19 protein-coding genes are annotated in these 22,090 nt (G+C 65.4%); 8 read left to right on the plus strand and 11 right to left on the minus strand.

All coding sequences use genetic code 11. The features are described from left to right. Positions 1 to 22: 22 nt before the first annotated feature. Positions 23 to 463 (minus strand): carboxymuconolactone decarboxylase family protein, encoded by a 441-nt coding sequence (locus tag ACF8SD_RS21145; protein WP_173888608.1) that lies wholly within the window; start codon positions 461 to 463, stop codon positions 23 to 25. A gap of 199 nt (positions 464 to 662) precedes the next feature. Between ACF8SD_RS21145 and ACF8SD_RS21150 the strand changes: the two genes are divergently transcribed. Further along, positions 663 to 1,856: a CynX/NimT family MFS transporter gene (locus ACF8SD_RS21150; RefSeq protein WP_173888610.1), complete on the plus strand. Its 1,194-nt coding sequence runs from the start codon at positions 663 to 665 to the stop codon at positions 1,854 to 1,856. On the opposite strand, the gene ACF8SD_RS21155 is transcribed toward ACF8SD_RS21150, so the two are convergent. The 6 genes from ACF8SD_RS21155 to glcD all read right to left on the minus strand — a co-directional run bounded on the left by ACF8SD_RS21155 (position 1,849) and on the right by glcD (position 8,024). Then, entirely contained in the window at positions 1,849 to 3,282 is a 1,434-nt protein-coding gene (locus ACF8SD_RS21155; protein WP_392484466.1) for a PLP-dependent aminotransferase family protein, read from the minus strand. The genes ACF8SD_RS21150 and ACF8SD_RS21155 overlap by 8 nt on opposite strands. 84 nt (positions 3,283 to 3,366) lie before the next feature. Further along, positions 3,367 to 3,705, minus strand: a complete 339-nt coding sequence (locus ACF8SD_RS21160) for a hypothetical protein (protein WP_033691133.1) — start codon at positions 3,703 to 3,705, stop codon at positions 3,367 to 3,369. Positions 3,706 to 3,836: 131 nt separating this feature from the next. Further along, positions 3,837 to 4,235, minus strand: a complete 399-nt coding sequence (locus ACF8SD_RS21165; RefSeq protein ID WP_392484467.1) for a heme-binding protein — start codon at positions 4,233 to 4,235, stop codon at positions 3,837 to 3,839. Then, positions 4,228 to 5,463, minus strand: coding sequence for a glycolate oxidase subunit GlcF (gene glcF / locus ACF8SD_RS21170; protein WP_392484468.1), 1,236 nt, complete (start codon positions 5,461 to 5,463; stop codon positions 4,228 to 4,230). Before glcF ends, ACF8SD_RS21165 begins: the two co-directional genes overlap by 8 nt. A gap of 9 nt (positions 5,464 to 5,472) precedes the next feature. Next, a complete protein-coding gene (glcE, locus tag ACF8SD_RS21175; RefSeq protein WP_392484469.1) occupies positions 5,473 to 6,525 on the minus strand; it encodes a glycolate oxidase subunit GlcE in 1,053 nt (350 codons plus the stop codon). After that, complete coding sequence (glcD, locus tag ACF8SD_RS21180) at positions 6,525 to 8,024, minus strand: glycolate oxidase subunit GlcD (protein ID WP_392484470.1); 1,500 nt, start codon at positions 8,022 to 8,024, stop codon at positions 6,525 to 6,527. Before glcD ends, glcE begins: the two co-directional genes overlap by 1 nt. Before the next feature lie 196 nt (positions 8,025 to 8,220). On the opposite strand from glcD, the gene glcC reads away from it, so the two are divergent. Beyond that, on the plus strand, positions 8,221 to 8,985 hold the full coding sequence (gene glcC, locus ACF8SD_RS21185; RefSeq protein ID WP_392484471.1) for a transcriptional regulator GlcC: 765 nt from the start codon (positions 8,221 to 8,223) through the stop codon (positions 8,983 to 8,985). A 60-nt stretch (positions 8,986 to 9,045) separates the two neighbouring features. Here glcC and ACF8SD_RS21190 read toward each other — a convergent pair whose 3' ends face one another. Continuing rightward, on the minus strand, positions 9,046 to 9,363 hold the full coding sequence (locus ACF8SD_RS21190; protein ID WP_009686497.1) for a DUF2388 domain-containing protein: 318 nt from the start codon (positions 9,361 to 9,363) through the stop codon (positions 9,046 to 9,048). A gap of 239 nt (positions 9,364 to 9,602) precedes the next feature. Next, a complete protein-coding gene (gene mrdA, locus ACF8SD_RS21195) occupies positions 9,603 to 11,498 on the minus strand; it encodes a penicillin-binding protein 2 (RefSeq protein ID WP_392484472.1) in 1,896 nt (631 codons plus the stop codon). A gap of 561 nt (positions 11,499 to 12,059) precedes the next feature. Between mrdA and ACF8SD_RS21200 the strand changes: the two genes are divergently transcribed. Then, positions 12,060 to 13,397, plus strand: a complete 1,338-nt coding sequence (locus tag ACF8SD_RS21200) for an MFS transporter (protein WP_392484473.1) — start codon at positions 12,060 to 12,062, stop codon at positions 13,395 to 13,397. Positions 13,398 to 13,453: 56 nt separating this feature from the next. After that, positions 13,454 to 14,194, plus strand: coding sequence for a GntR family transcriptional regulator (locus ACF8SD_RS21205; protein WP_392484474.1), 741 nt, complete (start codon positions 13,454 to 13,456; stop codon positions 14,192 to 14,194). Here the strand turns inward: ACF8SD_RS21205 and ACF8SD_RS21210 are convergent. Both ACF8SD_RS21210 and ACF8SD_RS21215 read right to left on the minus strand, forming a co-directional pair. Then, positions 14,174 to 15,124 carry a PDR/VanB family oxidoreductase gene (locus ACF8SD_RS21210; protein ID WP_392484475.1) on the minus strand — a complete coding sequence of 317 codons (951 nt, stop codon included), beginning with the start codon at positions 15,122 to 15,124 and terminating at the stop codon, positions 14,174 to 14,176. The genes ACF8SD_RS21205 and ACF8SD_RS21210 overlap by 21 nt on opposite strands. 12 nt (positions 15,125 to 15,136) lie before the next feature. Then, positions 15,137 to 16,204, minus strand: a complete 1,068-nt coding sequence (locus tag ACF8SD_RS21215; protein WP_392484476.1) for a Rieske 2Fe-2S domain-containing protein — start codon at positions 16,202 to 16,204, stop codon at positions 15,137 to 15,139. Positions 16,205 to 16,404: 200 nt separating this feature from the next. Between ACF8SD_RS21215 and ACF8SD_RS21220 the strand changes: the two genes are divergently transcribed. From ACF8SD_RS21220 to eutH, 4 genes are all read left to right on the plus strand, one after another. Further along, positions 16,405 to 17,073 carry an ABC transporter ATP-binding protein gene (locus ACF8SD_RS21220; protein WP_392484477.1) on the plus strand — a complete coding sequence of 223 codons (669 nt, stop codon included), beginning with the start codon at positions 16,405 to 16,407 and terminating at the stop codon, positions 17,071 to 17,073. Next, positions 17,070 to 19,532 carry an FtsX-like permease family protein gene (locus ACF8SD_RS21225; protein WP_392484478.1) on the plus strand — a complete coding sequence of 821 codons (2,463 nt, stop codon included), beginning with the start codon at positions 17,070 to 17,072 and terminating at the stop codon, positions 19,530 to 19,532. Before ACF8SD_RS21220 ends, ACF8SD_RS21225 begins: the two co-directional genes overlap by 4 nt. Continuing rightward, positions 19,522 to 20,577, plus strand: coding sequence for a lipocalin-like domain-containing protein (locus ACF8SD_RS21230; RefSeq protein ID WP_392484479.1), 1,056 nt, complete (start codon positions 19,522 to 19,524; stop codon positions 20,575 to 20,577). The genes ACF8SD_RS21225 and ACF8SD_RS21230 overlap by 11 nt, the downstream gene beginning before the upstream one ends. A 184-nt stretch (positions 20,578 to 20,761) precedes the next feature. Then, positions 20,762 to 21,994 (plus strand): ethanolamine utilization protein EutH, encoded by a 1,233-nt coding sequence (gene eutH / locus ACF8SD_RS21235; RefSeq protein ID WP_029887056.1) that lies wholly within the window; start codon positions 20,762 to 20,764, stop codon positions 21,992 to 21,994. Positions 21,995 to 22,090: the final 96 nt, after the last annotated feature.

The raw sequence follows: 22,090 nt of genomic DNA on the forward strand, positions 1-22,090 counted from the left end.
GCGGGTGCCACCGCGCCAACACTCAGCCCGCCGGCACCATGGCGAAGCCCACCCCGAAGCGGTTCCAGGCATTGATGGTGGCGATCGCCAAGGTCAGGTTGACCACCTCGGCCGGCTCGAAGTGCTGCAGCAGGGCTTCGTATTCGTCCTGCGGCGCACCCTGTTCAGGCAGGCGGGTAAGGCTCTCGAGCCAGGCCAGTGCTGCCCGTTCACGCGGGGTGAAGTAGGCGGTTTCCTGCCACACGCACAGTGTTTGCAGGCGTGCCTCGGTCTCACCGGCCTTGCGCGCATCGTTGGCATGCAGGTTGACGCAATAGGCGCAGCCGTTGATCTGCGAGGCGCGCAGGCGTACCAGTTCCAGCAACGAGTTTTCCAGGCCGCACCTGGCCAGCGCCTGTTCCAGGCCGACCATGGCTTTGTAGGCTTCGGGCGCGTGCTTGGCCCATTCGATACGGTTGTGCATGGCTGTCTCCAATGAGGATGTGGGGGGTGATGGCGCTACTGTAGCGCCGCTGATTGGCCACCCCGATAGCCAATTGCACGCTTGCGCAGGAGGCCAATGTCATTCAGCTGGCCACTGACAGGCATCCAATCTCTTCATTTCTGCGTAGCCAGCCAAGCCGGGATAATGGTCGACCTTGCACGAAGAGAAACGAACGACCATGAGACCTGCGCTGAATCTGTTGCTGGTGATGTTGCTGGCCCTGAACTTGCGGCCGATCCTGACCAGTATCGGCCCCTTGCTTGAGCCCATGCGCGCCAGTACCGGCCTGGGCTACCAGCAGGCAGCCCTGCTGACCGCATTGCCGGTGCTCTGCATGGGCCTGGTGCCGTTGCTGCAGCCGTGGCTACGGCGCTGGCTCAGCGAGCATGGCGGTATGCTGGGTGGCCTGGCGGCGATTGCCGTGGCTTGCCTGTGGCGCCTGCAGTTGGACAGTGCCTGGGCACTGATCGCCAGTGCGGTAGTCGCTGGCCTGGGCGTGGCGGTGGTACAGGGCATGATGCCGGGGCTGGTGAACCGCTGGTTCCCCCGCCGCCTGGCGGCGGCCATGGGCCTGTATTCGGCGGCGCTGATGAGTGGTGGTGGCCTGGCGGCAGTGCTGGGCCCGCACATCAGTGCGCACTTCGGCCACTGGCAGGCCGGCCTGGGCCTGTGGGCGGTGCCGGCCGTGCTGGCGTTGCTGGCCTGGGCCGTGCTGCGGCCCCGCCATGGCACAGCGAAGCTGGCAGGGGCATCCAGTGGGCACTGGTTCAGCACGCGCCGTGCCTGGTTGCTGGCCCTGTACTTCGGCTTGATCAATGGCGGCTACACCAGCATGGTGGCGTGGTTGCCGGCCTACCACACCGAACACGGCGGCAGCGCCCAGGGTGGCGCCGACCTGGTGGGCCTGATGACCATTTTCCAGGTGGCCGGTGCGCTCGGCTTGCCGCTGTTGCTGCGCCGCTATGCTGACCGGCGCCCCGGTTTGTGCCTGGCGCTGGCAATTCAGCTGGTCGGCTTTCTCGGCCTGCTACTGGCCCCCACCGTGGCCCCGGGGCTATGGGTGGCGCTGATCGGTTTCGGCCTGGGCGCTTGCTTCAGCCAGTGCCTTACGCTGACCCTGGAGCATTTGCAAACGCCGGCCGAGGCGGGCAGTTTGGCGGCATTTGTGCAGGGCATCGGCTTCATCATTACCGGGGTCGTGCCCTACATCACCGGTTGGCTGCGGGATGTCAGTGGTGACTTCCAGGCGTCGTGGACACTGTTGACGGTCACCGTGCTGGCCATGCTGTGGGTCACCACTTTTTTCAACCCGCGCGGTTACTCGGCCGCCATCGCCCGCCCGGCAACCGGCAAGGCGGCACCGGTCAGTTGAGGTGCTGCAGGGTGTCGCGCACGCGATCCAGTGCGGGGTCGATATCCAGCAGTTCAATGGCACCGAACCCCATCAGCAAGCCCTGCCGCGCAGGCGCCTCGCTGAAGAACGGCGCCAGTGGGTATAGGCTGACCTCGACCTTGCGCGCCAGGTTGGCCAGCAATTCCACGTCGACCCCTGGTCTGGCCAAAGCGCTCAGATGAAAGCCGGCGCTGGCTGGAACCGCGCTGAACCAAGGGGCCAGGTCGCCATGCAGGCGCGCCAGAATGCGCTCGCGGCGTGCGCTGTAGACCTCGTGGCAACGGCGAATGTGCTTGTGCAGGTGGCCCTCGCCAAGGAAGCGCGCCAAGGCCCACTGCAGCAAGCTGGGGCTGTGCCAGTCGCTGAGGTGCTTGGCCACGCAGGCGGCTTGCAGTACGGCAGGAGGCAGCACGGCGTAGCCCAGGCGTAGCTCAGGCAAAAGGGTCTTGGAAAACGTGCCCACGTAGGCCACCAGCCCCTGTCGGTCCAGGCGCTGCAAGGCATCCGCAGCGGGCCCGTGGTAGCGGAATTCACAGTCGTAGTCGTCTTCGATGATCAGCGCCCCCAGCTGCGCAGCCCGCGCCAGCAGTGCGTACCGGCGCGCCTCGCTCATCGGCATGCCCAGCGGGAACTGGTGCGATGGCGTGACATAGATCAGCCGGGTGCCGTCGGCGATGTGCTCCACGCACAGGCCTTGGTCGTCGACCGGTACCGACTGCAGCTGCGCGCCCAGGGCCAGGAACAGCTGCCGTGCCGGTGGGTAACCGGGGTCTTCCATGGCCACCTGGCAACCTGGCTCGACCAGCACGCGGGCGATCAGGTCCAGGGCCTGCTGGGCGCCGTTGCACACGAGCAGGTCGGCTGCGCTGCAGTGCACGCCACGGGTGTAGGCGATGTGGTGGGCGATGGCCTGGCGTAGTTCAGGCAAACCCTGGGCCGTAAAATGCCGTTCGGGGTGGCGCTGGCTGCGCCGTAGGGCGTAGTTCAGGCAACTGCGCCACTGGTCGAAGGGGAATTGGGCCTTGCTCGATACGCCGCCGATGAAATCGTAGCGTGAAGGGGCCTGCGCCTGGCGTTGGCTGAGCACCGTGGCGCGCGCTTGCCAGCGTTCGAGCGATGCACTGGCGGCCAGGGCGATGGCGGCAGGTTCGCTGCTGCGCAGCGGCTGGCGCGGAGTCACGAATGTACCACGGCCCACCACACCGCTGAGCAGGTTGTCGTAGGTCAGGCGTGAGTAGGCTTCGGCTACCGTCTTGCGCGACACACCCAGTTGTTCGGCCAGCAGACGGGTGGGTGGCAGCTGGGTACCCGCTGCCAGGTGGCCACTGTCGATGCCAGCGCGCAATTGCTGGTAAAGCTGGTCGGTGAGGCCTTTGCGGCCATCCAGGCGAATGTGCAGTTCCATGGAGCGGTCCGGAGCAGGGGTGCCCACAGGATAGCGGATTGGCTGCGCCGTGTGCCCCGGGCCGCGAGCCTTGCGCAACGGCTGTCAGAGCCGGGCGGTGCTGATGGTGATGTAGCCTTTGCCCGCCAGCGCAATGCGTATCTGGGTTTCGTCTGTGGCCGCCTTGCGGTTGCGTTTGATGCATACGCCGTCGATTGCCGCCGCGCGCATGTGCTCGGCAATGGCGCGCCCGTTCGGGTCGAAAAGCACCTCGCTGGCCAGCAGCTCGATGCGCTCGATCAGCAAACGGGTCTGTTCGTCTGTAGCGCAGAAGAACATCACCCCCGACAGGTGCGGGTCGTCATCAGGGTTGCTGATGTCATGGGCGAGCATTTCGCGCAGGCTGCTGCGCAGTTCGGCAATGGAGCGTGCGTACGGGTGCATGCGGCGTTTCCCCTGGCTGGTCATGCTGCGCCGATCTTGTTTTCTCGACGCTGAGGCGGCAAGTAAGACGCGTCCGAACATTTTGTAGGGGAATTCTGAGTCTGCCCGAGTGGCAACCCTCTGTGCAGCCTTCACAACGCTGCTGCGCCCGCCTTGGCCACTTGAGCGTCCTGGTCGGGCTTGACCCCCGACACGCCAATGGCACCCACCACCTGGCCCTGCACCTGCAGCGGTACACCGCCCTCCAGGCAGGTCAGCAATGGTGCGGTGACGAATGCGGTGCGCCCGCGATTGATCATTTCTTCGTAGTCACGGGTTTCCTTGCGCCCCAGCGCCGAGGTTCGGGCCTTTTCCATGGCAATGTAGGCACTGGCTGGCGCACAGCCATCCAGGCGGTGCAGGGCCAGGGGGTGGCCGCCGTCGTCGACCACCACGATGGTCACAGGCCACTGTTCGGCCAAGGCATGCTGGCGCGCAGCCTCAAGCACACGAGTAACCTCGGCCAGGCCGATCACGGGTTTGCTATGCATGGGCGTTCTCCGGCCGCAAGGCGGCTTCGACGATTTCCACCCAGTGCCTGACGGGTGTGCGCCCTGCTCCGGCGAGGTGGGTCTGGCAGCCGATGTTGGCCGTGGCGATGATGTGCGGCTTGCCGCTTTCCAGCGCGTTCAGGCGGTTGTCGCGCAGTTGCAGGGCCAGGTCCGGCTGGGTCAGCGAATAGGTGCCCGCCGAGCCGCAACACAGGTGGCCATCGGGCACGGCGGTCAGGGTGAAGCCCAGGCGGGTCAGCAATGCCTCCACCGCGCCACCCAGTTTCAGGGCATGTTGCAGGGTGCAGGGGCAGTGAAAGGCCAGGCGCTGTTCAGCGCACAGGCCCAACTGCTCGACGGGCTCGGCAGCCAGCACCTCTACCAGGTCGCGGGCCAGCGCGCTGACGCGCGCCGCCTTGGCTGCGTACTGGTGGTCCTGTGCCAGCAGATGGCCATAGTCACGCACGAACGCGCCGCAGCCACTGGCCGTTTGCACGATGGCTTCGGCACCCGCCTCGATGGCGGGCCACCAGGCGTCGATGTTGCGCTTTGCACGCTGCAGGCCCTGCGCCTGGGCGTTGAGGTGGTAGTCCACGGCGCCACAGCAGCCTGCCTGGCGGATCGGCTGCACACTGATCCCGAGCCGGTCGAGCAGGCGCGTGGCAGCGGCGTTGGTATTGGGGGAGAGCGCAGCCTGCACGCAGCCTTCGAGCATCAGCAACCGGCGGGCATGGCGCGGCGCTGGGCGCTCGCCGGGCGGTGTCACCGATGCCGGCAGCTTGCCCTTGAGCGTGGCCGGTAGCAGTGCTCGCAGGGCCTGGCCGCTGCGGGTCAGCGCCTTGAACAGTGCCGGGCGTGGGACCACTGCGCGCAGGCCTTGGCGCAGCAGGCGCTGGCCGAGTGGTCGCGGCACCTGCTGCTCGGCCACGGCACGGCCAATGTCCAGCAGGTCGTGGTAGCGCACCCCGGACGGGCAGGTGGACTCGCAGTTACGGCAGCTCAGGCAACGGTCCAGGTGCAGTTGGGTGCTGGCGGTGACCGGCTCGCCTTCGAGCATCTGTTTGATCAGGTAAATGCGGCCGCGCGGGCCATCCAGTTCGTCACCCAGCAACTGGTAGGTGGGGCAGGTGGCGGTGCAGAAACCACAGTGCACACAGGCGCGCAGGATGCTTTCGGCTTCGTCGGCGCGGGGCAGGCGGCGGGCGTTTTCGCTGAGCTTGGTTTGCATGGTCTGGCCTCACAGGTCCGGGTACAGGCGGCCGGGGTTGAATACCCTCTGGGGGTCGAGCTGTTGCTTGAGCGCCTGGTGGTAGCGCATCAGCGCAGCGGGCAGTGGCGGGCTGCTGGCCGCACCGGGGGTGTAGGCGGTCGCGTGGCCGCCTACCCTGGCAACGGCCTCGCGAATGCTGTGCGCCTCTGCGTCAGACTTGAGCCAGCGCTGGGCTCCGCCCCAGTCGATCAATTGCTCGCCTGGCATTGCCAGCTCGCCACAGGCGATGGGTACGGACAGCCGCCACAGCGGGGCCGGGCCGTTGAAAAAGGCCATCCGCTGTTCGCGCAGGTCGCTCCAGAACCGGCTGTCCAGCGCCTCACCGCCCAGCCGCAGGCGCGCCGATTGCACCGAACCCTCGCCGCCTTCCAGGCGCAGGTACAGGGCATCGCCGTGGTGGCAGGCGGCGCTGATCGGCAGCGGCTGCTGGCCCCATTGGGCGAGTTCGGCCAACGCCTCGTGGCGGCCCATCGGCAGCCGCAAGCTCAAGCACTGGCGCGGGCGTGGCAACACCTTCAGCGACACCTCGGTCAACAAACCCAGGCAACCGAAGCTGCCCGCCATCAGGCGCGACACATCGTAACCAGCGACATTCTTCATGACCTCGCCGCCAAAGCGCAGCAGCTTGCCGTGGCCGGTGACCACGCGTGTACCCAGTACGTAATCGCGCACCGACCCCGCCCAGGGTCGCCTGGGGCCGGACAACCCAGCCGCGACCATGCCGCCCAACGTTGCATCAGGCCCCAGGTGGGGCGGTTCGCACGGCAGCATCTGGCCGGCCTGGTGCAGCGCTGCCTCGATTTCGCGCAGCGGCGTGCCAGCGCGGGCGGTCAGCACCAGTTCGGTCGGGTCGTAGCTGACGATGCCCCGGTGGCGGCGGGTGTCCAGCACCTCAGCCGCCACCGGGTTGCCGAGCATGGCCTTGCTGCCGCTACCTTGAATGCGCAGTGCCGTCCCTTGGTTCAGCGCCTGGTTCACCTGTTCGAGCAGGGCCTGGCTGTCGTCGTGGTCCATGCTCATCAGAAGCGCTCCAGCTCGGGAAAAGGCAGTTGCCCGTGATGCACGTGCAACGCGCCGAATTCGGCACAGCGGTGCAAGGTAGGGATGTTCTTGCCGGGGTTGAGCAGGCCTTGGGGGTCGAACGCAGCCTTCACCGCATGGAACAAGGTGATTTCGTCGCTGTTGAACTGTGCGCACATCTGGTTGATCTTTTCCCGGCCGACCCCGTGCTCACCCGTGATGCTGCCGCCCACGGCCACGCACAGTTCGAGAATCTTGCCGCCGATGGCCTCGGCGCGCTCCAGTTCGCCCGGCAGGTTGGCATCGAACAGGATCAGCGGGTGCATGTTGCCGTCGCCGGCATGGAACACATTGGCCACGCGCAGGCCGTATTCGCTGGACAAGTCGCTGATGCCTTTGAGCACGCGCGGCAGCTCGCGGCGTGGGATGGTACCGTCCATGCAGTAGTAGTCGGGTGAAATGCGCCCCACGGCCGGGAAGGCGTTTTTGCGCCCGGCCCAGAAACGCACCCGCTCGGCCTCGTCGCAGGCCAGCCGCACGTCGCGGGCGCCGGCTTGCGCCAGCACGGCGGCGACCCGGTCGCAGTCATCGTGCACATCGGCCTCGACACCGTCCAGCTCACATAGCAGGATGGCCGCCGCCTCCACCGGGTAGCCGGCGTGGATGAAGTCCTCGGCGGCGCGGATCGCCAGGTTGTCCATCATCTCCAGGCCGCCGGGAATGATCCCGGCAGCAATGATCTGGGCAACGGCGCGGCCGGCGTCCTCGACACTGTCGAAGCTGGCCAGCAGCACCCGTGCGACTTGCGGTTTGGGCAGCAGCTTGACGGTCACTTCGGTGACGATGCCGAGCATGCCTTCGGAGCCGGTGAACAACGCCAGCAGGTCGAAGCCAGGGCAATCGAGCGCATCGCTGCCGAGGGTCAGGCGTTCACCCTCGACGGTGAGTATTTCGACCTTGAGCAGGTTGTGCACGGTCAGGCCGTACTTGAGGCAGTGCACCCCGCCGGCGTTTTCAGCCACGTTGCCGCCGATGGAGCAGGCTATTTGCGAAGAAGGGTCGGGTGCGTAGTACAGGCCATGGGGGGCTGCAGCCTGAGAAATGGCCAGGTTGCGTACCCCGGGCTGCACCCGGGCGAAACGACCTTGCGGGTTGACCTCCAGGATGCGGTTGAAGCGCGCCATGACCAGCAGAATGCCCTTGGCCAACGGCAGGGCGCCACCGGACAGGCCGGTACCGGCGCCGCGCGCCACTACCGGTACGCCGCGTTCATGGCACAATTTGAGCAGCGCCTGCACCTGCTCCAGGCGTTCGGGCAGCACGACCAGCAACGGTACGGTGCGGTAGGCCGACAGGCCGTCGCACTCGTAGGGCTTGAGGTCTTCTTCACGGTGCAAAACGTGCAGGTCGGGCAGGGCAGCCTGCAATGCCTGCAACAGTCCCTCGCGGTCACTGCTGGGCAGCGCACCATCGACGCGTTCGTCGTAGAGAATGGTCATTGGCTCACTCGGCAACGGTTTTTTATTGTTGTTGGCAAGGCGGTCACGGTTGCAGCCTGCGCGCGGTGCTAGTCTGGGTCGAGTGGGCTCGCCACTGGTCCTACCAGTTTTTCCGCTGGGTACTGGCCGTTGCTGGCCTGGCTTGGCTTGATTGCAGGCGGGTGTGCAAGTGGTCCTACCAGCAGGAGGGTGCGCAATGGCGAATGAGGGCAAGGCGAAGGTGGCCGACCAGGTGGCCGAGCGGGTCGAGCGGCTGATTGTCGAAGGCGTGCTCAAGGTGGGCCAGGCATTACCTTCGGAGCGGCGGCTTGTCGAGAAGCTGGGGTGTTCGCGCTCTGCACTGCGTGAGGGGCTGCGGGTGCTGCGCGGGCGGGGCATCATCGACACCGAGCACGGGCGCGGCTCCTTTGTCGCCGACCTCACCGGGCAGACGGGCCACACGCCCTTGATGCATCTGTTCAGCTCACAACCGCGCACATTGTTCGACTTGCTGGAGGTACGCGCCTTGCTGGAGGCCGAATCTGCCCGGCTCGCAGCTTTGCGCGCCACCGACGTGGACCGCTTGCTGATCCGCCGCCGTTATGAGGACATGTTAGCGGCGCACCAGGCCGCCGAGGCCATTGATGCCCGTGAGCATGCGCGCCGCGACCACGCGTTCCATCGGGCGATCAGCGAGGCCTCACACAACCCCGTGCTGGTACACACCCTGCAATCGCTGAGCGATCTGACGTTGAGCACAGTGTTCGCGTCAGTCAACAACCTGTACTGCCGGCCGGCGCAGAAACGCCAGATCGATCGCCAGCATGCACGCTTGTATCACGCGGTGATGGAGCAGTCGCCGGAACAGGCGCAACGGGCGGCACGCGAACACATCAATGGCATACGCGACAGCTTGCGGGAGATCGAACAGGAGGAGCAGCGCCTGGTCAGGGCGACCATGCGTATGGATGGTTGGGGGTGAGGCAAGCCTGCACCGGCCCCGGCGTGGGTAGATTCACGCAGAGGCAGGTGCAAGTGAGGTTCAACGATCAGCGATGCGGTCATCCTGCGACAGAATGGCCCTGGCCAGCTCTTCATCGTCTGCCTGTAGCCCTGGGTGGTCCTTGCGGGCCTGTTCCAGTGCGGCTTCGACATAAGCGCCGCGAATCGCACCCCCACTGGCAACGAATGCGGAAAGCTCGTCGCGGGCTGGAATGATGCGTTTGTCATCTTTGAAGGTGGAATACAGCGAAGCGGAAACACCGGCCGAGGTGGCGACGTCGCCCGCATCGACGCGGGCCAGTGCGGCGCCGGCAGGCAGCAGGAGCAGCAGCGCAGGGGCGATGAGTAGGTGGCGCATGTCGTGTTCTCCAGAAGGGTGAAGCCCAAGGAATAAACCACTCAGAGGTTAAGAAAGCACGAGTGTGAAAGTAGTTCCCTTGTTCATCCACATCGAAGCATGGAAGGCACGCATCCAAGTCACGCCAGGGTGGAATCATGCCTAAGCGCTGATGCCTAGCACCGGTGGGCAGCGCTGAGGGAAGGGGGCTGCGCTGGGCTTGACGCACGGGCGCCCCCAGCCGGCAGGCCCTAGCAGCATCAGCTATGCGGCGTAGTGCGCGGTGGCACGGCACCCGCATACTCGGGCTTCAGGTGCCCCTGTTCGTCCAGCAGGTAGGCGTCCATCACTTCACGCACCACCGGCCCGGCCACCCGGCCACCGGCTTCGCCGTTCTCGATCATCACTGCCACCACCACGGCCGGGTGGTCAGCCGGGGCAAAACCGACGAACAGGGCATTGTCGCGGTGCCGTTCCAGTGTCTTGTCACGGTTGTAGCGCTCACCCTGCTTGATCGCCACCACCTGTGCGGTGCCGCTTTTGCCGGCAATCCGGTACTGCGCACCGGCCGCGGCCGCACGGGCGATACCCCGCGGGTCGTGCATGACCATTTGCATACCCTGGCTGACCTGGTCCCAGGCGTGCTTGTCATGCAGCACGATGTCGGGCATTGGGTGGGGGTCGACCGGTGCATCGCCGCCTACGGTCATGGCCAGGTGCGGGCGGTGCCACACGCCCTTGCTGGCCAGCAGGCTGGTGGCCTGGGCCAGCTGCAACGGGGTGACCTGCATGTAGCCCTGGCCGATGCCAAGGATCAGTGTTTCGCCAGGGAACCAGGCCTGGCGCCGGGTGGCCCGTTTCCATTGGGCCGAAGGCATCAGGCCGGCGGCTTCTTCGAACATGTCCAGCGACACCTTCTGGCCCAGACCGAACTCCGCCATGTAGTCGTGCAGGCGATCAATGCCCAGTTTGTGCGCCAGGTCGTAGAAGTAGGTGTCGTTGGAGCGCATGATGGCTGTGTACATGTCTACCCAGCCGTCACCGCTGCGGTTCCAGTTGCGGTATTTGTGGGCATAGTTGGGCAGCTCGTAGTAGCCCGGGTCGAACACCCGGCTGCCGGGGGTGATCACGCCGCTGTCGAGGCCGGCGATGGCCACTTCCGGCTTCACCGTCGAGCCGGGCGCGTACAGGCCGCGCAGCACGCGGTTGAACAGTGGGCGGTCGATCGAATCGCGCAATTGTGCGTACTGCTTGAAGCTGATGCCCTTGACGAAGAGGTTGGGGTCGAAGCTGGGGTTGCTGACCATGGCCAGCACATCACCATTGGCCGGGTCCAGCACCACCACCGAGCCACGGCGGTCGCCCAGGGCCTTTTCTGCAGCGACTTGCAGGCGGGCGTCCAGCGTCAGCATGATGTCCTGCCCGGGTGTCGGGGCCTTGTGGTTGAGCACGCGCATCACCCGGCCCTGGGCGTTGGTCTCGACTTCCTCATAGCCCACATGGCCATGCAGCTGGCTTTCGTAGAAGCGCTCGATGCCGGTCTTGCCAATCGACTGGGTGCCCCGGTATTCGGTGCTGTCGAGCACCTTGGCTTCCTTCTCGTTGATGCGCCCCACGTAACCAACCGAATGGGCAAAATGCGCGCCCAGCGGGTATTCGCGGATGAACTGTGGTTCGACCTCCAGGCCCGGCAGCCGGAACTGGTTGACCGCCAACAGGGCGATCTGCTCTTCGCTCAGCCCCACTATCAAAGTGACCGGCTCGAACGGCTTGCGGCCCCGACGCAGGTCCTTGTCGAACTGCTTGCGGTCGTCCTCGTTCAGCCCCAGTACCTGGGTCAGGGTATCGAGCACCTTGGCCGAATTGCCGCCGGTCCGCTCGCGGGTGAGGGTCAGGTCGAAGCTGGGCTTGTTGTCGGCCAGCACCACGCCGTTGCGGTCGTAGATAAGCCCGCGCTCAGGGGCTATGGGCAGCACATGCACGCGGTTGTTTTCCGACACGGCACTCTGCTGGTCGTGCTGCAGCACCTGCAGCACATAGAGCCGACCCACCAGCACGGCACACAGGCTGAAGACCAGGGCGGCGCAGGCCAGAAGCCGGCGGTTGACCAGGTGCTTTTCCTTTTCGTGGTCCTTGAGGGGAATAGGTTGCGGCATTCGGGGCTCTTTTGTGCGGGTTTCGCGCCGATGTGCAGGCGCGCGAACGGGCGGGGGATGCTACGCAACCCACCCGGCGGCCTCAAGCCGGGTGGTGGCTGGCGGTAGCCTGGCCTGCGCTGTGCGCCGCATGGTCAGGGCGCTGGGGCGCTATATGAAGATTTGTTCATGGCGCCGAATGCGATGACAGCCCTATGCGGTAACGCCGTGATCATTATGGATCCATTTGCTGAATCTGTTCGATAAACGAACGTGAATTAACGGTGATCATGGGTATGTAAGGTATTGATAACAAACATTTAAGTTTTTGTTTTTTGGCTACTCAGAACATCATTGCCGGTCTGAGCCGTGCTTGCGCCAGCACTATGGATTGTTTGTGGATCCATTATTTGTTTGATTAGCGCCTGACATCGGCCGGAGCCCTCCAGCCTGATGCGCCGACAACTACAAGAAGGGTTCAGTCATGAATGGCTTTTCCAGGGTATGGAACCGTCAGGTTTCCTTGCGCTTTGCCTGCGCGTGCGTTGCCGTTGTGCCACCTGCAAAGCGGCAGGTGGCGCTATGAATACCGACCTCAAGCAGCGCCTGGACAACGACCCGATGGGGCGCTTTCAGTGCCTGGCCATCGGCATATGCATCCTGCTCAACATGATCGACGGCTTCGACGTGCTGGTCATGGCCTTTACCGCTGCCTCGGTGTCTGCCGAGTGGAACCTCAACGGGGCGCAGGTGGGCTTGCTGCTCAGTGCCGGCCTGTTCGGCATGGCGGCGGGCTCGCTGTTCATTGCACCTTGGGCTGACCGTTTCGGGCGGCGCCCGCTGATCCTTCTGTGCCTGGTGCTGTCGGGGGTCGGCATGCTGCTCTCGGCGTTGAGCCAGAGCCCGATGCAACTGGCCCTGTTGCGTGGGCTGACGGGCCTGGGCATTGGCGGCATCCTGGCCAGCAGCAACGTCATTGCCAGCGAATATGCCAGCAAACGCTGGCGCGGCCTGGCGGTCAGCCTGCAGTCCACCGGCTATGCCCTGGGGGCAACGGTGGGCGGTTTGCTGGCGGTGTGGCTGCTGGGGCAGTGGGGCTGGCGGTCGGTGTTTCTGTTCGGCGGCATCGTCACCGTCTGCGTGTTACCGCTGGTGTGGTTGTGGTTGCCGGAGTCGCTGGACTTTCTGCTGGCACGCCGGCCAGCCAACGCCCTGGTGCGGGTCAATCGCTTGGCGGTAAGGCTAGGCCACCCGGCATTGGCGCAACTGCCAGCGCTTGCGGCGAGGGTGGATGGCAGTGCCAGCGGTTTCCGGCAACTGTTGGCGCCGGCCATGCGCCGGACCACGCTGGTGATCTGGCTGCTGTTCTTCCTGGTCATGTTCGGTTTCTACTTCGTCATGAGCTGGACCCCCAAGCTGCTGGTGGCGGCCGGGCTGTCCGCGCAGCAAGGCATTACGGGCGGTGTTCTGTTGAGCGTGGGCGGCATCCTCGGCGCGGCGCTGATCGGCGGGCTGGCCTCGCGCTGGCCGCTTACCCGCGTGCTGGCCCTGTTCATGCTGACCACTGCGGCGCTGCTGGTGCTGTTCGTGGCCAACGGGGCCTCGGCCAGCGCGGCATTGGCCCTGGGCCTGTTGATCGGGCTGTTCGCCAACGGCTGCGTGGCCGGCTTGTATGCCTTGTCGCCGGCGGTCTACGACGCATCCGTGCGCGCCACCGGCGTGGGGTGGGGCATCGGCATCGGGCGTATGGGCGCCATTGTGTCGCCCACCGTGGCTGGCGTGCTGCTCGATAGCGGCTGGCAGCCGCTGCATTTGTACGGGGTGTTTGCCAGTGTGTTCGTGCTGGCGGCGGGGTGCCTGCTACTGCTGCGCTCACCCAGGCCTGCCCCAGGGGCGGTCTGCGATGCGCTGAGCCACTGACTACCTGAGCCCGGCTTGCGCTAAGATGCCAGCTCGTTTCCCTGGAAGTTGCCTGGATGAGCAAGCCCGGTCAAATGGTGCTGGTCGCGTTGCGCAAGATGATCGCCTCAGGCGAGCTGGCGGCCGGCGAGCGCCTGATGGAAGTTCCCACTGCCGAACTGTTCGGCGTTTCACGCATGCCGGTGCGCATGGCCTTTCGCACGCTCGAACAGGAAGGCCTGCTGGTACGCTTCGGCGGCCGGGGCTTTCAAGTGCGTTCGGTGAGCGCCGATGACATTGCCGGTGCAGTCGAGGTGCGCGGTGTGCTCGAAGGCCTGGCCGCCCGCCAGGCTGCCGAGCGCGGCTTGGCCGCGCCAGCCCGTGCGGCACTGCAGCAGTGCCTGGTAGAGGGCGACCAGCTGTTCGACAAGGGCTTTGTGACCGAAGAAGACCTGCAGGCCTACCACGATCTGAACATGCGCTTTCACCAGGTGATCATCGAAGCGAGCCACAACCCGGCCATTACCGTGGCGCTGGCGCGCAACGACCACCTGCCATTTGCTTCGGTCACGGCGCTGGCGGTAGACCGCCACGACCTGGCCCGTGAATACCGGCGCTTCAACTTCGCCCACATGCAGCACCATGCCGTGTTCGATGCCCTGGTCAACCGCCAGGGTGCTCGCGCCGAAGCGATCATGCGCGAGCATGCCAATGCGACCTTGCGCTATGCCGAAACCTTCGGCGCAAACCCCTCGGGCACCGGTATGCAGGTGATCCTGCCCAGCGCGCTGGCCGCTTCAGATATCCAGCACCAGTAACGGTGTTTTCGCGCGCGAGCAGCAAGGCGTGAACTGATCGTTGAGGGCTTGTTCCTCTTCGGTCAGGAACAGGTCGCGGTGGTCTGGCGTGCCCTGCAGTACGCGGGTCAGGCACGTGCCGCAAATACCTTGCTCGCACGACATGGCGATCTCGATGCCATTTTGCTCCAGCACCTGTACCACGGTCTGGTCGGCTTGCACCTCGAACACTTGGCCGGTGCTGTTGACCTGCACCGAGAAACTGCCGCCGTTGCTGGCGTCCGCGGGTGCGGCTGCGAAATACTCGCGGTGCAGGTTGGCCTCCTGCCAGCCCAGCTCCCTGGCGCTGCCCAGCACATGCTGCATGAACCCGCCCGGCCCGCACACATACAGGTGCACGTCAGCTTGCGGGTTGCTCAGCACCTGGTCAGCGTCCAGCGCCGTTTCCGGCTGCTGGTCAAAATGCATGAACAAGCGGTCGGCAAAGGGCGCGTTGCGGATACGCTCGACGAACGCGGCACGCTCACTGGAGCGGGCGCAGTAATGCAACTCGAAATCATGGCCACTGTGGGCCAACTGCTCGGCCATGCACAGGATCGGGGTAATGCCGATGCCGCCGGCAAACAGCAGGCTGCGCCGCGCCCCATCGGCCAGCGGGAACAGGTTGCGCGGCGCACTGATTTGCAGCCGTGCGCCGACCTGCACCTGCTCGTGCAGGCTGCGTGAGCCGCCCCGCGAAGCCGGGTCATGGAGTACGCCGATCAGGTACCGGTGGCGCTCATGCGGGTGGTTGCACAGCGAATACTGGCGCACCAGGCCATCGGGCAGGTGCACGTCAATGTGGGCCCCGGCGCTGAATGCAGGCAGCAGGCTGCCATCTGCCGAGGCCAGTTCGAAACTGCAGATACCCTGCGCTTCATCGCTACGGGATACCACGATGGCATCGATCATGTCGTTGGCTCCTCAGGCAGGGGTGGCGCTGGTGGCGATCAATTGCGGCTGTGCTGCACGCTCTTTGGCGATGATCCGCTCCAGCACCTTGCGCGATTGCACGCCACCGGCATCGATGTTCAGCTTCAGCAGATTGCGCCCAGGGTTGGCCAGCAGGTTTTGTTGCTGGCGCTCGAGCATTTCCAGGTCCTCGCTGAAAATCCTGCCCTGGCCCTCGCGGATGTCGGCGGTCAGGTTCTGGTCGTGCGCGGCAAAATTGCGCGCCATGCCCCAGAAGTACCAGATCGAGGTGTCGCTTTCCGGGGTGATGAAGTCGACCACGATGCTCGCGGCCTTGTGCTGCGCTGCAGCGTGGTAGCCACCCTTGCCGGCATGTGCCACACCCACTTCGATCAAAACGTGGCTGGGTGGGGTGAAGCGGCAGATTTGCCAGCGGTCCACCGGTACATCGTCGGCCAGGCCGTTGCCGCGCAGTGCCATGCGCCAGAAGGGCGGGGCCATGATGTTTTCCATGTGCCGGGCGGTGACCACTTCGTCGCCGGTGACGGTGGTGACGGGCGGGGCGTCGTCGATTTCCTTCTGGCCGATGCTGGAGGCATGCACGTAGGTTTCGTGGGTCAGGTCCATGAGGTTGTCGATCATCAGGCGATAGTCGCAGCCAATGTGGAACAGCCCTCCGCCGTAGGCCCACTCTTCATTGTCTGCCCATTCCAGGTGCGGGATAAGCCCTGGGTCGGCCTGCGCCTGGTCGCCAGGCCAGACCCAGATGAAGCCATGGCGCTCCACGACCGCATACGCCTTGTTGCACGAAAAGCCGCGAACGCGCTGGCCAGGCATCGACACCGTCTTGCCGTCGCAGCCCATGACCAGGCCGTGATAGCCGCAGACCAGGTTGCCGTCCTCCACGTAGCCCAGGGATAACGGCGCCCCTCGGTGCGGGCAGAAGTCCTCGACAGCGGCTACGCGGTTGTGCTGGCCACGGTAAAACACGATTTTTTCGCCGCAGATCTGTCGGCCCAAGGGCTTGTCGGCAATTTCGTCAGGGGTGCAGGCAACGTACCAGGTGTTTTTCGGGTACATGAAGGCTCTCCAGGTTTTGTTTTTATTTAATGGATCCATTAGAGCCATATGCGCGTGCGTGGTCAATCTGCATTTACGCAATGAATAGCGCTATTTGTGCGATTATCGAATCGTCTGTGGATCCATTGATGGGCGCGTCTCTCCTATGTGTCCGTGACCTGCTATTACTGGATAGTCACCCGAGACCCCAAGGCCCCCCGATGCTGGCCATCGAAAACCTGCACAAATCATTTGCCACCCCCCAAGGACCGTTGCCGGTGTTGCAGGGCGTCGACCTGTGCCTGGCGCGCGGCAGCAGCCTGGCCTTGATGGGCGAGTCTGGCAGTGGCAAGAGCACCTTGCTGCACCTGGTAGCCGGCCTGGACCGTGCTGACAGCGGGCGCATCATGCTTGACGGCAGTGCCCTGGACAGCCGCTCGGAGGCGTCTCTGGCACGCTGGCGGCGGCAGGGAATTGGCCTGGTGTTCCAGCAGTACAACCTGATCAGCAGCCTGGATGTGGGCAGCAACCTGGCATTCCAGGCCCGGCTGGCCAACCGGCACGACCCCGAATGGGGCGCCCACCTGGCTCAACGCCTGGGCCTGGCTGACCTGCTCGGGCGTTACCCTGAACAACTGTCGGGCGGCCAGCAGCAACGCGTGGCCATCGGCCGCGCATTGGCTGGCCGCCCGGCCTGGTTATTGGCTGACGAACCCACCGGCAGCCTTGACGAAGCCACCAGCGATGAAGTGCTGAGCCTGTTGCTGCAACTGGTCAGCGAGGCTGGCAGTGGCCTGCTGATGGTCACCCACAGCCCCCGGCTGGCGGCGCGGCTGCAGCAACGTTGCTACCTGCAGGGTGGCCGTGTGCGCAGCGGGCAGGGCGCATGAGGCTGCTGTCGCTGGCACTGCTGGCTTTGCTCAGCCACTGGCGGCGCCACCGCGTGCAGTTTTTCAGCATCATCACCGGGCTGTGGCTGGCTACGGCGCTATGGACCGGGGTGCAGGCCTTGAACAGCCAGGCACGCAGCGACTACGCCCGAGCCAGTGCGGTGCTGGCCGGGCCGCTACAGACGCAACTGCTGCCACGCCACGGCGAACGCTTTGACCAGGCGCTGTACGTGCAACTGCGCAGGCTGGGTTGGGCGGTGTCGCCGGTGCTGGAGGGGCGCCTGCGCCTGCCAGGCGAGCCCGGGCGCAGTGTGCGGCTGATCGGCATCGAGCCATTGAGCCTGCCGGCGGCCAGCAGTATCGCCGGGGTGCAGCCCCAGGCGTTCGACCTGCAGGCGTTCATCGGCGTGCCCGGGCAGGCCTGGGTCGGCCCAGACACCTTGCGCCTGTTGGCCATGACCGCTGGGCAGGTGGCCCACGACCGCGATGGGCAACCGCTGCCACCGTTGCTGGTGCAAGCTGAGCTGGCCCCCGGGGTGATCGTGGTCGATATCGGCCATGCGCAGGCCTTGCTGCAGGCACCTCGGCAGTTGTCACGCCTGCTGGTAGCGGCAAGCCCGGGGCCTTTGCCTGCCGACATTGCGGCGGACCTTGTCGTGCAACCCCGGCAGGATGATGGCGGTTTGCAGCGCCTGACCGACAGCTTCCACCTCAACCTCACTGCGCTAGGCCTGTTGGCCTTCGTCGTCGGCCTGTTCATCGCCCATGCCGCGATTGGCCTGGCATTGGAACAGCGGCGCGGGCTGATTCGCAACCTGCGCGCCTGTGGTGTCAGCCTGGCTACCCTGCTGTGTGCCCTGGGCCTGGAGCTGGGGCTGTTCGCAGTGCTTGGCGGGCTGGCTGGGGTTGCCAGTGGCTACGCGGTGGCGGCCTGGTTGCTGCCCGATGTCGCCGCCAGCCTGCGCGGCCTGTATGGCGCGCAGGTCGCAGGCACGCTGAACCTGCCTGCGCAGTGGTGGTTGTGGGGCGTGCTGGTGAGCGTGATCGGTGCACTGCTGGCCGGGCTGGGCAGCGTCCTGCGCGCCGCACGCTTGCCCTTGCTGGCGTTGGCGCAGCCGCAAGCATGGCGCCTGGCACAGGGGCCGTGGCTGAAGCGTCAGGCTGGGGTAGCGGGCCTGTTGCTGGTGCTGGCGTCAGCTTGCGGGGTGTTCGGCGACAGCCTGCCCAGTGCCTTCGGTATGCTGGCGGCGCTGTTGCTGGGGGCGGCATTAGCGTTGCCAGCCTGGCTCGACAGGTTGCTGGCCTGGTTGGCGCGCCGTTGTCAGCGGCCGTTGGCCCAGTGGTTCGTCGCCGACAGCCGCCAGCAATTGCCTGCCTTGAGCCTGGCGCTGATGGCCTTGCTGCTGGCGCTGGCCGCCAGCGTGGGTGTGGGCAGCATGACCGAGGGTTTTCGCAAGACCTTTGTCGGCTGGTTGGACCAGCGCTTGTCCGCCGACCTGTACGTGACCCCAAGTGATACCGCGCAAGGCCTGCAGGTAGCCCAGTGGTTGGGGCAGCAACCTGCCGTGCGGGTAGTTCTGCCTGGCTGGCGCGTCGAAACGCAGGTGCAAGGCTGGCCGGTCCAGGTGCAGGGCATTGTCGACCACCCCGTTTATCACAGCCGGTGGCCGTTGCTGGAACAGCAGCCGCGGGCCTGGCAGCTATTGGCCAAGGGGCAGGCCGTGATGCTCAGTGAGCAGCTGGCGCGGCGGTTGCGTTTGCACTTGGGGGACCACCTGACACTGCCCGCGGACCCGTCTCGCGGCTTGCTCGTCGTTGGCCTGTACGCCGACTATGGCAACCCCAAGGGCCAAATGCTGGTGAATGCCCAATCGCTGCGTGCGCATTGGCCGGATGCTGCGTTGACGGGCTTGAGCGTCGACCTGCTCGACCCCCAGGGGGCCGCCTTGAAAGCCGCGTTGCAACAGCGCTTTCACCTCGACGATAGTCGGGTCGTGGAGCAGGCGCAGTTGAAGCGGTGGTCGACCGAGGTATTCAACCGCACCTTCGCCGCCACCGCCGCGCTCAACAGCCTGACCCTGGGCGTGGCCGGCGTGGCGCTGTTCATCAACCTGCTGACCTTGGGCCAGTCCCGTCTGCGCCAGCTGGCGCCGCTATGGGCCCTGGGGGTACGGCGTACCCAGCTGGTGTGGCTGAGCCTTGGCCAGGCACTGCTGCTCAGCAGCCTCACCGTGCTGTTGGCGCTGCCGTTGGGCCTGTTGCTGGCCTGGTGCCTGGTCGCGGTGGTAAATGTTCAGGCATTCGGCTGGCGTTTGCCGCTGCATGTGTTCCCCGCCCAGTTGCTGCAACTGGCCCTGCTGGGCCTGCTCACCAGCCTGTTGGCCAGCGCCTGGCCACTCTGGCAACTGGCCCGGCGTCAGCCGCGCGAACTGTTGAGGCCGTTTGCCGATGAAACGTAAAGCCTGGCTGTTGCTCTGCAGCCTGTTGTGCGGCTGTGATCAGCCGGCACCGCAAAGCTATGCCGGCCTCGACCAGCCGGCAGGCGGGTTCAGCCAGGTCACCCGCGGCCATCGCCTGGAATTCCCCCGGGACCATGCGGCCCACGATGGTTTCCGCATCGAGTGGTGGTACGTCACCGCCAACCTCAAAGACACCCAAGGGCGTGACTGGGGCGCGCAGTGGACGCTGTTCCGCTCAGCCCTACGCACCGGCCCGGAGACCGGCGATTGGCAGAGCCCGAACCTGTGGATGGGCCACGCCGCGTTGACCGGCCCCGGCGGCCATCGGTCAGCTGAGACCCTGGCCCGTGGCGGGATTGGCCAGGCGGGTGTGCAGGCCCAGCCGTTTCGGGCGTGGATCGACGATTGGTTGCTGCAGGGGCCGGGCGGTATCGACAACCTGCGTATGACGGCCGCTGGCAAAGGTTTTCGCTACGACCTGCAGTTGCGCAGCGAGCGGCCTCTGGTGCTGCACGGCCAGCAGGGCTACAGCGAAAAGTCGGGCAAGGGCCAGGCTTCTTACTACTACAGCCAGCCGTTCTACCGGGTGCGCGGCGAGGTCGAGCGCGACGGCCTGTGCATCGCGGTGACTGGCCAGGCCTGGCTGGACCGGGAATGGAGCAGCCAGCCGCTGGCCGCCGGGCAAACGGGCTGGGACTGGTTCTCGCTGCACTTGGACAGCGGCGCCAAGCTGATGCTGTTCCAGGTGCGCGAAGCGCACGGGGAGGCGTATCGCGCCGGCACCTGGATCGACCCGCAGGGCCAGGGGGTAGCGCTGTTGCCGGCACAGATCCGCTTGCAGCCGCTGGCCTGGGCCCCACAGGGCAATGGCAAGCAGCTGCCGACCCGCTGGCGGGTGCAGGTGCCTGAGCACGGGTTGGATGTGCAGGTCGATGCTGTTCAGCCGCAGGCGTGGATGCAGACGCGCTTCCCGTATTGGGAAGGGCCGGTGCGCTTGAGCGGCAGTGCCGGTGGCCGTGGGTACCTGGAAATGACCGGGTATTAAGCATTTCGAACCGGGCACGGCACTCTCTTTTGCAGGGGCATATACCTCCCGGTATATGGACAGCCCACCCCCCGCCGCTTAGCTTGAATGCTCGACGGGGCACGCCTTGCTCAGCATAAAAACAACGATGCCCCTGTGACCTTTCAGACCTGCCAACCCCACAACTCTAAAAATGAGGCGGCAAATGGAAAGCATCGGTACCTATGTCATCTACGTGATCATGGTGTGTGCGGTACTGGGTGCATTGGCATCCATCTATAACCCCGAAGGCGAGCTGGGCCAGGAGTTCATCGCCGGGCTGCACAGCATCGGCCCGATCTTCATCCCGGTCGCTGGCATCATGGCCGCGATCCCGTACATTTCAGCCGGCATCAGCCAGGTGATCGCGCCGCTGTTCCAGTTGATGGGCGCCGACCCTGGCACCGCGGGGCCTATCTTCATCGCCTCGGACATGGGCGGCTACCAGTTGGCCAAGGCTTTGGCGCAAAGCCCGGAAGGCTGGATCCTCGGCCTGATCACCGGGTTCCAGAGTGGTTCGACGATCATTTTCGTCATCCCGGTCGGGTTGGCCATGCTGCGCAAGGTCGATCACAAGTACATGGCACTGGGCATCATGGCTGGGCTGCTGGCCATTCCCTTGAGCATCATGATCATCGCCATGGCCATGCAGGGACTGGACCTGGGGGTGCGCCCGGATATCGCAACCACCGGTGCCGCCACCCAGGCCTTGCATTTTTCCTGGGCGATGCTGCTGCGCAACCTGATGCCCTTGATCCTGTTCTGCATTGCCCTGGCGGCGGCGCTGCGTTACTGCCCGGCACTGATGGTGTACCTGTTCCTCAAGCTCGGGCAGTTCATGTACATCGCCGTGGTGCTGGTACTGGTGGCGTCGATCGTGCAGTACTTCACCGGGCTGTTCAGCCATGTATTCGGCAGTTGGGGCTTCGCGCCGATCATCGCCGATGCCGATGACCAGTTCCGCGCCCTGGAGATTGCCGGCTACGTCGGCCTGATGCTGTGCGGGGCATTCCCCATGGTGCATTTGCTCAAGCGCTTTCTGGCGCGGCCGATCGAGCGCGTGGCATCGCGCTTCGGCATGTCTGGGGTCGGGGCTGCGGGTGTGCTGGCGGCTTCGGCCAATATCCTCGCCATGTTCCGCCTGGTCAGCGAGATGCCGCCCAAGGACAAGGTGTTGGTGATTGCCTTTTCGGTGTGCGCGGCCTTCACCTTCGGCGACCACATGGCCTTCTCGGCAAACTTTCAGCCCTCGCTGATCCTGCCACTGATGATTGGCAAGCTCAGTGGCGGCCTGATCGCCATGTTGCTGGCCAGTTGGCTGGCCGTGCCCAAGGCGCAGGAAATGGGGCGCCAGGACGACGCCGCAGGCGCCTTCGCGGTGGCGCCCGAGCCGTCCTGAGCGTAAAGCGTCGTGCATTTGATCCGGAGCGTCCAGGGCGCCCCGGATTTTGTGCTTTTGGCTGGCCAAGGCGGTAAGGTCATGAGGCTTTGGTGC

Origin of the sequence: Pseudomonas sp. CJQ_9 (genome assembly GCF_043106615.1) — a bacterium.
Classification (GTDB): Bacteria; Pseudomonadota; Gammaproteobacteria; order Pseudomonadales; family Pseudomonadaceae; genus Aquipseudomonas; species Aquipseudomonas juntendi.

Bases quoted from the DNA above. Each gene is read 5' to 3' on its own strand.
- ACF8SD_RS21145 (WP_173888608.1), bottom strand. From the start codon at position 463: ATGCACAACCGTATCGAATGGGCCAAGCACGCGCCCGAAGCCTACAAA.
- ACF8SD_RS21150 (WP_173888610.1), top strand. From the start codon at position 663: ATGAGACCTGCGCTGAATCTGTTGCTGGTGATGTTGCTGGCCCTGAAC.
- ACF8SD_RS21155 (WP_392484466.1), bottom strand. From the start codon at position 3,282: ATGGAACTGCACATTCGCCTGGATGGCCGCAAAGGCCTCACCGACCAG.
- ACF8SD_RS21160 (WP_033691133.1), bottom strand. From the start codon at position 3,705: ATGCACCCGTACGCACGCTCCATTGCCGAACTGCGCAGCAGCCTGCGC.
- ACF8SD_RS21165 (WP_392484467.1), bottom strand. From the start codon at position 4,235: ATGCATAGCAAACCCGTGATCGGCCTGGCCGAGGTTACTCGTGTGCTT.
- glcF (WP_392484468.1), bottom strand. From the start codon at position 5,463: ATGCAAACCAAGCTCAGCGAAAACGCCCGCCGCCTGCCCCGCGCCGAC.
- glcE (WP_392484469.1), bottom strand. From the start codon at position 6,525: ATGAGCATGGACCACGACGACAGCCAGGCCCTGCTCGAACAGGTGAAC.
- glcD (WP_392484470.1), bottom strand. From the start codon at position 8,024: ATGACCATTCTCTACGACGAACGCGTCGATGGTGCGCTGCCCAGCAGT.
- glcC (WP_392484471.1), top strand. From the start codon at position 8,221: ATGGCGAATGAGGGCAAGGCGAAGGTGGCCGACCAGGTGGCCGAGCGG.
- ACF8SD_RS21190 (WP_009686497.1), bottom strand. From the start codon at position 9,363: ATGCGCCACCTACTCATCGCCCCTGCGCTGCTGCTCCTGCTGCCTGCC.
- mrdA (WP_392484472.1), bottom strand. From the start codon at position 11,498: ATGCCGCAACCTATTCCCCTCAAGGACCACGAAAAGGAAAAGCACCTG.
- ACF8SD_RS21200 (WP_392484473.1), top strand. From the start codon at position 12,060: ATGAATACCGACCTCAAGCAGCGCCTGGACAACGACCCGATGGGGCGC.
- ACF8SD_RS21205 (WP_392484474.1), top strand. From the start codon at position 13,454: ATGAGCAAGCCCGGTCAAATGGTGCTGGTCGCGTTGCGCAAGATGATC.
- ACF8SD_RS21210 (WP_392484475.1), bottom strand. From the start codon at position 15,124: ATGATCGATGCCATCGTGGTATCCCGTAGCGATGAAGCGCAGGGTATC.
- ACF8SD_RS21215 (WP_392484476.1), bottom strand. From the start codon at position 16,204: ATGTACCCGAAAAACACCTGGTACGTTGCCTGCACCCCTGACGAAATT.
- ACF8SD_RS21220 (WP_392484477.1), top strand. From the start codon at position 16,405: ATGCTGGCCATCGAAAACCTGCACAAATCATTTGCCACCCCCCAAGGA.
- ACF8SD_RS21225 (WP_392484478.1), top strand. From the start codon at position 17,070: ATGAGGCTGCTGTCGCTGGCACTGCTGGCTTTGCTCAGCCACTGGCGG.
- ACF8SD_RS21230 (WP_392484479.1), top strand. From the start codon at position 19,522: ATGAAACGTAAAGCCTGGCTGTTGCTCTGCAGCCTGTTGTGCGGCTGT.
- eutH (WP_029887056.1), top strand. From the start codon at position 20,762: ATGGAAAGCATCGGTACCTATGTCATCTACGTGATCATGGTGTGTGCG.